7 protein-coding genes are annotated in these 7,718 nt (G+C 31.4%); all 7 read right to left on the bottom strand.

Going from position 1 to position 7,718, the window contains the following annotated elements:
• Positions 1–1,117, bottom strand: a 1,117-nt coding sequence (locus FPG59_RS11820) for a glycosyltransferase family 4 protein (protein WP_086454799.1), incomplete at its 3' end; no start/stop codon positions are given.
• Between the two features lie 88 nt (positions 1,118–1,205).
• Positions 1,206–3,080: an asparagine synthase (glutamine-hydrolyzing) gene (gene asnB / locus FPG59_RS11815; RefSeq protein ID WP_086454798.1), complete on the bottom strand. Its 1,875-nt coding sequence runs from the start codon at positions 3,078–3,080 to the stop codon at positions 1,206–1,208.
• Between the two features lie 8 nt (positions 3,081–3,088).
• A complete protein-coding gene (locus tag FPG59_RS11810) occupies positions 3,089–4,189 on the bottom strand; it encodes a glycosyltransferase (protein WP_086454797.1) in 1,101 nt (366 codons plus the stop codon).
• Between the two features lie 16 nt (positions 4,190–4,205).
• Positions 4,206–5,093: a UDP-3-O-(3-hydroxymyristoyl)glucosamine N-acyltransferase gene (locus FPG59_RS11805; RefSeq protein ID WP_086454796.1), complete on the bottom strand. Its 888-nt coding sequence runs from the start codon at positions 5,091–5,093 to the stop codon at positions 4,206–4,208.
• A 9-nt stretch (positions 5,094–5,102) separates the two neighbouring features.
• Positions 5,103–5,741 (bottom strand): PIG-L deacetylase family protein, encoded by a 639-nt coding sequence (locus FPG59_RS11800; protein ID WP_086454795.1) that lies wholly within the window; start codon positions 5,739–5,741, stop codon positions 5,103–5,105.
• A gap of 99 nt (positions 5,742–5,840) precedes the next feature.
• Positions 5,841–7,115 carry an oligosaccharide flippase family protein gene (locus tag FPG59_RS11795; RefSeq protein ID WP_176330740.1) on the bottom strand — a complete coding sequence of 425 codons (1,275 nt, stop codon included), beginning with the start codon at positions 7,113–7,115 and terminating at the stop codon, positions 5,841–5,843.
• Between the two features lie 69 nt (positions 7,116–7,184).
• A partial coding sequence (locus FPG59_RS11790) for an asparagine synthase-related protein (RefSeq protein ID WP_140344646.1) occupies positions 7,185–7,718 on the bottom strand: 534 nt, incomplete at its 5' end.

Below are 7,718 nucleotides of genomic sequence, written 5' to 3'. Positions count from 1 at the left end.
TATATCTATCTGCTAGAAAATCAAATGAATGATAGTTTTCAACTGTACTTAATCCATTTTTACCCATTTCAATTAGTGTATCTTCACTCATTTCCAAAATTGCTTCAAGTTTAGCTGCAAATAGTTCAGAATCATCCGCTGACACAGTAAAACTATATTTATCACCATTTATAAAACTCGGGTATCCATTATATGAAAAAAGAATAGGCCTACCACTACGAAGGTAATCGACTATTTTGTTAGGTGAAATACCAAATCTATAAATAGATTGATTTGCTATAGGACAAATCAGTAAATTGAAATTAGATAAGAATAATGATAATTCCGCTGACGGCACAGGCTCAATAAAAGTCACATTAGTCAAATCAGCAGATTCGTAGAGATATTTATTTTTTAATGGGCCATCTCCTAACAAATAGAAATGCACTTTATCCGCTTTAATCATTAACTTCTCCGCTACGCTGAGTATTAAATCAATATTATTAGCCTTACCAATTGTACCTGCATAAACAACACTAAATTTATCAAACCTTATTTTGTCCAATTTTATTTTTGATATATCGCTGAGATCACTCACAAAAATGTTACTATCATACCCTTGAGGTACACAATAAACAGGTGTTTTTTTCTTTATTGATTTTCGAACATGTTCTTTTAAGTTTGGCATTGTACCAACTATGGCATCTGCAGAAGAATATCCTAACTTTTCAATGCCTCTTAAGATTATAACTATTGGATTGTATTTACTATAACTTCCTATTTCTATTAAGGTTAAAGGCCATATGTCACGAACTTCAATAATTAATTTTGTCTTATATTTCCATTTCAACAGCACCCCTGAACAAAAAGTTAATAAAGACAATGATGAAATAATAACTACGTCTGGTTTTTTTAATTGTTTACCAAACAAAGATAATTTCAAAACATACCATTCAAATAAAATCCATGACCATAATCTTAAAAAAGAAAAACCGAGACTTATTCTGGGTCCTTTTAAAAGGAAAATCTTTAAATAACCATCGGTTTTTAATTCGTAATAGCCTTTTAAATTTTGATAAACCTTGATATTTGAAGATTGTGACGAAATCAATGTTACATCAAAATCTTTTTCGGACATATATTTACTTATGAAATACTGTCTTGTTGCATTACCATAACTAGGACTAACTGCATATTTTGAAATAAACCAAACCCTTTTATTTATCTTACACATTCTTATACTCTCGTGAAATTATTGGAGCTTTTATCGGATCAATAAGAAAATTCAACAACATCGCTTCATAAAGCAAATTGCTGTTATTATTTAAATTTTCGTTTTGTAAACTACCTTCTAGTTTAGAATAATCAAAAACATAATCTTTAGTTTTATTCTTATTATCTAATAAATTAGCTCTAATCCTATCACCTACGCCATTACTTATCCAGTTTTGTGTTACATCAAAGCCTCTTTTTACACGACTCTTCAATATATACGCTGGAACCTTAGATTCCATTATCTCTCTTAAAGCCCATTTACCATAACCCTGTTTAATTTTCATTCTATCTTGTAAAGCAATTGCAAACTCAACTAGTCTATAATCCATCAATGGTAATCGGCTTTCAATTGAAAAAGACATTGAATTACGATCTTCATATCTCAATAGAGAAGGAATACTATAATTTTGAACATCAGATATTTGACGTTTCCGTAATGTAGTATGTCCTAAAAGATCCACCGAACTTAAAGGTAAAGAATTTAAAAAAGACAAATCTTTACCTGTTTTTTTAATATAACGATTTCTTTGTTGCCAGTAAAGCTTATAATCACCCATTCCTTGTAAAAGAAGAATTCCAAAAGAATGTAGGTAACTAAGACTATCAATCATATTTTTTTTATCCCACGCATTTTGTAGGGCGATTAAAAAAAATTTTCTGTAGCCTGCAAAAATTTCGTCTCCTCCTTGACCGCCTAACAACACTTTAAATCCTTGCTGATGAACCTCCTTATAAACCTCTTGTTGAGCTAAAACACTAAGTCCTAAAAATGGTGCCTCTTGAGCTGCAAAAGTCCTGTCTAACAAATCACCTAACTGTTTAGAAGAATATTCTGGATGAATATAGTGAATATCAATTCCCTTTTCTTTTACAAATCGATCTACTACAGGTCCTTCGGATTTTTTGTTTGTAGGAGATCCATAACAAAAACCAACTAAATTATTTACTTCCAATTTTGCAATAGCAGCAATTGAAGAAGAGTCAACACCTCCACTTAGCGATACAGCCAAAGGAACATCACTACGCAATCGTAAACTAGTTGCATTTTGCAAAAGGATTTTGCCTTTTTCAATCAATTCATCATCTGAATAATTAATTAATTCAACAACCCTTTTTTCTACTTCATCTTCTAACGAATACCAAACTTGTTCTTCTACTGTCAAGCTATCCCCTAATGTAAACTTAAGAATAGAACCCGGCATAACATATTTTACCTTTTTAAAGGGTGAAGAATCCTTATTCCCTTCAAAGAAGCCATAACGAATTCCATTTGAGCAATATTCTAAATCAACTTCTTCTCCGACTTGCTTTGCAACTGCAGCTATTGAAGATGAAAACAATACTTGACCTTTATCAAGATAACCGTATAATAATGGCTTTACTCCAAAACGATCTCTAACCAAAAAAAGTTCATGACAATATTTGTCAAGAATTCCAAAAGCAAACATACCATTAAACTTAGACAAACATTTTTGTCCCCATGCCTCCCAAGCTTTTAATAATACTTCAGTATCACCTTCAGTAGTAAATAAAAAACCTAATGCAATAAGCTCCTCTTTAATCTCTTTATAATTATATATTTCACCATTAAAAGTTAGCATATATCTACCATCGTCAGATATCATTGGTTGATTAGAAGCCGCTGTCAAATCTATTATAGATAGTCTTGAATGACCAAAAGTAACTTTCCACTCCTTGATGTCTGCTACCTCAAACCCATAGAAATCAGGCCCTCTTGACGAAATATAATTATGCAACTCACTTCCATTTCCAAAATTAAGGCGATTTAATCCTTTAAACTCAACAGCTCCTGTTATACCACACATAAATTAAATTATAAAATTGATTGATAAAAATTTATCAATTTATCAGATTCAAATTTCCAATCAAACTTTTCATATACTAACTCCCTTCCTTTATCACCCATTTTTTTAGCTTCATCCTTATTGTAAGAAAAAAAACCGATAGCTTTTGCGATTTCTTTTGAATCTAGTGGGTTTACAAAAATGCAACATTCATAGCCCTTTAATAGCTCTCGCCAATAAGGGAAGTCTGAAATAATAAATGGAATTCCTGCTGCCATATACTCAAACATTTTAATTGGCAAACTTTCCATGAATGTTGGAATAGGATGCAACGTAACAATGCCTGCTAAGGAACGTGAATAAATTTTTTTTACTTCTGTACTATCCACGTATCCATATTCATTAACTCTATCAAAAACTGGGAGTTTTTTAACTTCTGTTTCAATAGTTTTATATGCAAAATTCCCAGCTAAATTGAGTCTAGTTTCACTGGTAACAAATTCTAACGACTTTATAACTTCTTTAAGTCCCCTTACAGTGGCAATTGATCCAACATAACATACTTCATCCTTCTTTTCGTCCCATGATGTATTACTTTCCATTTCATTCAGAATCGGATAATTATTGATATTAACAACATTTTTAGAAATATTTTTAAAAATACTTTCAATAAAAGGAGTTGCCCCTATCACACCATCTAATCTCTTACAAACAAATCGCTCAAAGTACCCATACACTTTTGATATTATATTAGACAATGGAGACTTAAGATAAGGGGCCACCAGTATTGTTCTAACTGCATCCTCATGTGAATCAAAAACAACTCTTTTACTATTGTTTTTTAACTTAAGTCCAACAAACAACAATTCGGGATCATGAAATTGAAAAATATCTGCCTCAATTCTAAGCGCCTCTTTGTAGATCAACTGTGTTGTACGAAACATCCTTTTTATTCTTCCTTTTAAAACGCCAACATCTATAATCGTAACTCCATTAACTAACTCATTGCCTTTTCCGTCAGCTACAATTAATGTGACTGTATTTCCGCTTTTTGCAATACTTCTACATTGTTTCTGAAAAATTCTAGAATCATATCGATAGTGAGCACTTGTTAAATGACATATATGCATATTTAATTCTAAACTATTAATTTACGTTAAAAGGGCGTGCAGGGTTACCTACAACTACTTTCCCTTCCTCTACAGGTTTAATTACCACAGCACCCATTCCAATCAAAGCATTGTCCCCCACCGTACATGCATTAATTATTGAAGATGATGGCGCTACCCAAACATTTTTTCCAATTTTTGTACTTCCGCCAATCATAGCGTGCGCAATTAGAAGTGAGTTTTCATCTACAAAAACTCCATGAGCGATATGAACAAAATTGTCAACCTTTACATTTCTGGACAAAATCGTTGAACCCAAAACAGCTCTATCTATACACACATTATTACCAATTTCGACACCTGATTTTATAACCACGTTTCCTAAATGAGGCATAAAAGTATATCTCCCATCAGTATCTTTTTCATAGCCAAACCCAACACCTCCGATTGTACAATTTGCTCCAATAATTACTTGTTCATCGATAATTGTACCTTGTTTTACTACAGTATTATGATCAATTTGAACTGCATCTCCAATTATACAATTCTCCTCGATTACAACATTATTACCAATGAAACAATCAACACCAATACTAGAAGAGCTATCGATACTTGCACTTTTACTTATTCCAAACTTTGGAGTAATCACAAAGAATTTTTCCATGACTTTTCTAAAAGCATCTCGGGGCTTGTCAACCAAGATATAATTAACATTTTCATTCCAATCTATATCTGCTTTAGAGGGACAAATGACTATTCCTGCTTTTAGTAAGGGCAATTTACCAAGATTCTTTTCATTTATCCACATCAAAACACTTTCATACATATTAGTAACTTGAAATGGGATAACATTTTCGATTTCCTGGTTTGTGTTTCCTTTAAAATCAACAAAATCAATTACACTTAGTATATCTTCAATTTTCATATTATTAATTTAGTTTATTACAAAACGTACTACTTCAAAAGCTTCTGCAAATGAACTACCAATTTGAACGCCTCGGGCCTTGGCTAATGAACGTATAAAATCTGCAGATAGATAATCTCTAAATCCTTGTGACTCATACTTACTTAAAGCGTTAATCTTATTGTTAATATGATTCTCATTAAGGATAACAAAACATTGGGTATTAAAGGTTAAGTTATTCCAAATTAATTCATAACCTAAAATTGTAGTGTTTTTAAATGCTCTCAATCCTTCCTGAGCGATAGTGGAATGATCTTGATGAATATCATTCAAAGAAGGGATAAATACCAAATCAAAAGTATTGTTTTTGCGCAGACTTATTAAGTCTTCCAAAATCTCTTGTCTTACATAATTTAACTTTCTTACTTCATAATTATAAATTATTAAGTTTTCTTCTTTAATACCTAACCATTTTGTTGCCTCTTTTACTTCTTTTTTAAGAATATCTTTAGGCATCCCATCCGGAACTGACTGCTCAGCAGTAGAAAATGCTACATAGGTAACCTTAGCCCCGTTTTCAATTAAGCGAGAAATAGTTCCTCCTACTCCTAGCTCGCCATCATCGGTATGAGGCGCTAATACCAAAACATTTTTAAAATTTAATATCATATAGTTTAATTATAAAGATCACATCATGTGACGTTAAATATTAGAATAATTATGCATTTTATTTAAATAATCTAAGTGCTTAATATACATTCCATAAATTTACTTTTCTTTTGATAAATTATAAGTTATCCATAAATTCAAAAGATACCATAAAGATAAGCATACAGAATATAAAAGTAATAAGTTAATCGGGTCTTTAATCCCAAACCAATGATAACCTCCATACAGCGTTAATGCAGACACAACAAATAAGCCTACCTGCCACAAAAAATCTATATGTTGTTTCGCTTTGATATACAATGTATAAGATAGCGGAGCTACAACAAATCGAATCGCAAATAAAAATGATAAAACTTTAACATAAACACCCGCATCTGCCCATTTAGATCCAAAAACAAATACAAAGAGAGGTGCAACAAATGTTAGGCAAGAAAATAGCAAAATTATTGCAACTATCGATCCTATTTTTAAAGTATTAAGATATGTATATTTACAATTTCCTTTTTCTATCTCCTCTTCAGCTGCTCCTTGTCTAAATACATCTTGTATTGCACTAGAGACAAATCCTAATGGAAGTGAAATCATGCGTTGTGCCAAAGAGTACTGTCCTAAAACCTGAGATCCGAAAACTTTATTTAATAAAAATTGAGGGATTTGCAGGGTGAAAATATTTAAAGTATTGCCCCAAACAGACACCAATGCAAATTTACGATATTCATAAGCTATCAATTTGAGGGCATCAATATTTACTGGATCAGGTACAAACTCTTCATTTATTTTAAAACTATACATTAACAACACAAGTGAAATAATTATAGAAATAAGGTTTGCTATAATAAAACCCGTCGTACCAATATAAAGAAAACCAATTCCTATTTGTAAAACTACCGCACAAACAGCTAAAATAATTTTATTTTTTGACAACAGTTTGTAATTCCCTTTTCGTAGGAACCAAGTATAAAACAAAAGGTTCATGGTGTTAAAAAAAACTGTTATGGGCACAACCCATAAAAAGGGAACCATTTCTTTACCAAATAATTCAACAAGCAAGGTTTTTGGCAATAAAATAATCAAGAGGAAAAGAAAAAAATTAATTGTAAAAGTGATCAATGTTGATAAAATCATTCCTTCATAGGCCTTTTGATTACTAGGAGCAACAATTACGATATTATTGTATTCTAAAAAGGAAAAACCAGTGAATACAGTAACCAAGGAATAAAATATCGCATATGTACCAAAATCCTCAGGCTCATATAATCTAGCAACAATTGGTGCAGAGATTATTGGAAATATTTGAGCAATGCCTGTGCCTGAAACTAAAATTAACAGACTATTGAACATGGGTGTTTTCCGTAATTCGGAACTTATTTCCACAAACTTGTTTCTTAACATTTAAACAACTAATTAAATTAAATACCTTTAAAGAATAGAATCTCATCAACATTAATCGATTTTTACTCCAAATTTTTTCTCCCAGATTGCGATGCTGAATAATTTCCAAATGATATCGTCACTTAACTTACTATCTATTTTTAACATGATTTTTGAAAGGATAATAGATTCTTCAATTACTGGCATAAAATAATCCTTATTATTTAACCAAGTCCTAGGGCTCTCAAATCCTCTTTTATTTCGTCTCCATCCTATTTCTTTAGGTAAATATTCTGTTGTTGCTTTCCTTAAAATAAATTTAGACCACCCATCATTAATTTTAAATTTCGGATTGTATGAAACGGCATTCTCTACCGATCTGTAATCTAAAAACGGGAGCCTAGATTCTATAGAATGAGCCATAGAATTTTTATCTTCATATTTTAATAAATGCGGAAGCTGTGTACGGGTAATTTCTAACTTTTGTAACTCAAATGGCGATTTATAGGCATTTGAAAGCTCATACAATATTGAGCAGTCAATAGTCTTTAAATAATCTTTTTTAATAAAATCGCACCTCTTCAATAAACGTTTTTTCCTTAAAGA

It is taken from the genome of Flavobacterium sp. FPG59, from assembly GCF_002150205.1.
Lineage (GTDB): Bacteria > Bacteroidota > Bacteroidia > Flavobacteriales > Flavobacteriaceae > Flavobacterium.
This window is presented reverse-complemented; position numbering and strand designations above follow the sequence as displayed.